At 70.9% G+C, this 2,268-nt stretch carries 1 protein-coding gene and 1 pseudogene; both read right to left on the bottom strand.

Features of this window, described 5'->3' with window-relative positions:
- Positions 1-18: 18 nt before the first annotated feature.
- On the bottom strand, positions 19-1,614 hold the full coding sequence (locus AC1MIR_RS01705; RefSeq protein ID WP_480026458.1) for an ABC transporter substrate-binding protein: 1,596 nt from the start codon (positions 1,612-1,614) through the stop codon (positions 19-21).
- Between the two features lie 163 nt (positions 1,615-1,777).
- Positions 1,778-2,268, bottom strand: a pseudogene (locus AC1MIR_RS01700) (hypothetical protein); the annotation flags it as partial.

Genomic DNA, 2,268 nt, shown 5'->3' with positions numbered 1-2,268 from the left:
GCCCGGCCGGCCCGCGACTCACGACTTCGACACGCCCCAGGCGAAGGGAATCGGGCCCTTGACGATGCCCGAGACGTTCCGCCGCCAGGCCTGGTAGCCCAGGAAGAAGCCGGTCGGGCAATAGACCACGTTCTCCACCGCCGCGCGGTTCAGGCGGCCGATCGCCGCGCGCTCCTGCTCGAGCGTGCTGGCGGCGAGCCAGTTCGGCACCTCGGCCTCCACCGCCGGCACATTGGGCCAGCCGAACCAGGCGCCGTCGCCATTGGCGCGGACCGCGTTGTAGATCACCGGGTTGATGGCGTCCGCACCGGCATGCCAGGTGTGGAACATGCCCCAGCCGCCCTGGTTCGGCGGGTTCTTCATCGCGCGGCGCTGGCCGACGGTGCCCCAGTCGGTCGCGACGAAATCGACATTCATGCCCAGCCGCTTCAGCAGGTCGGCGGTGACGTCGCCCTGCGCCTTGGTGATCGGCTGGTCCTGCGCGACGATGCAGATCACCGGCTCGCCATTGTAGCCCGATTCCCGCAGCAGCTGGCGGCCGCGCTCCATGTTCGCCATCTTCATCATCTCGCCGCCCTCCTCGGTGTAGAGCGGCGTGCCGGGCGTGAAGTAGCCGCCCATCACCTTCCAGAGGTTGCGGTCGCTGCCGACCAGCGCGGTCATGTAGTCTTCCTGGCTCAGCGCCGTCATCACCGCCTGGCGCACCTTCACGTTGTTGAAGGGCGGGTGCAGGTGGTTCATGCGGAAGGCGCCGATGTTGCCCAGCGGATCGGCGATGTCGACCTGGATGTTGCGGTTGCGCCGCAGCACCGGCACGAGGTCGGTGATCGGGTTCTCCCACCAGTCCACCTCGCCGTTCTGCAGCGCGGCGGAGGCGGTCGCCGGATCGGGCATGACCACCCATTCCACCCGGTCCACCAGCGCCCGCTTGCCGCCGGCCAGCCAGCTTCCGGGCTCGTTCCGCGGCACATAGCCGTCGAACTTCGCGAACACGGCCTTCGCGCCCGGCACCCACTCGTTGCGCACGAAGCGGAACGGGCCGGAGCCGACATACTCGTTGATCTGCTGGAAGGGATCGGTCTTGGCGATGCGCTCCGGCATGATGAAGGCCATCGGCGTCGCGTTCTTGCCGAGCGCCATCGTCATCTTCGGGAAGGGCGCGGAGAGCCGCCAGCGGAAGGTGCGGTCATCCACCGCCACCAGCTCGTCGCTGAGGCGCCGCAGCAGCTGGCCCATCGGGTCGCGCGGCATCCAGCGCGTCAGCGAGGCGACGACGTCGCGCGAGCGCACCGGCTCGCCGTCGTGGAACTTCAGCCCCTCGCGCAGCTTGAAGGTCCAGGTCTTGCCGTCCTGGCTGACCTCCTCGCCTTCCACCATCTGGCGCTGCGGCTGCAGCTTGTCGTCGAAGCCGTAGAGCGTGTCCCACACCATCACCGAGGCGTTGCGGACCACGTACTGCGTCGTCCAGATCGGATCGAAATTCGCAAGGTTCGCCTGCGGCACGAAGCGCAGCGTGCGGCCGGCGGCCTGGCTGTAGGCGGGGGCCGAAAGCCCGCCCGTTGCGGCCACCGCACCGGCGGCGGCGCCGGCCTTCAGGAACGACCTGCGATCCATCAACACGTCTCCTATTGGTCCATGCCCGGCGGGCGGGCAACCTGCCTCATTCCTGGGCGGAGCACCAGCGCCCCGCAGGCGGTTTTCCGGTCGCCGGCCTCGCCCGGCCAGATGCCCAGCACGGCGCGTGCCATGCCGGGCCCGGTGCGATGGCGCAGCGCAATCAGGCGCGCCGCACGCCCCAGAACAGCGCGGGGCCGCCCTTCACCACGCCGGTGATGCTGCGCCGATAGGCCATCGAGGGCAGCACCTGGCCGAGCGGGATGAACGGCACCTCCTGCCACACCACGCGCTGCATCTCCTGCGCGATGCGCTTCTCGGCATCGAGGTCCGGCGCCTCGAACCAGGCCTCGCGCAATTCCTCGAGGCGCGGGATCGTCGGCCAGCCCGCCCAGGCCGGCGCGCCATGGCCGCGGATCGGCTGGTGGCTGCCGGGCACCGAGACGTCGAGCCCTTCCCAGGTGGTGCAGAACAGGCTCCAGCCGCCCTGGTCCACCGGGCCGCGGTTGTTGCGGCGCTGGATGTGCGTGCCCCAGTCCATCGCCTGCAGGTCCACGTTGAAGCCGACCCGGCGCAGCAGGTCGGGGGGGGCCCCCCCCCCGCGGGGGCGCCCCCCCCCGGCCGGGGGGGGGGGGGGCCCCCCCCCCCCCGCGC

Source organism: Falsiroseomonas sp. RANM36, from assembly GCF_056682175.1.
Note: the sequence above shows the minus strand (reverse complement) of the source record. Positions and strands in the feature narration are given on the sequence as shown.

Excerpts from the sequence above, each read along its gene's own strand:
- AC1MIR_RS01705 (WP_480026458.1), bottom strand. The coding sequence starts at position 1,614 with ATGGATCGCAGGTCGTTCCTGAAGGCCGGCGCCGCCGCCGGTGCGGTG.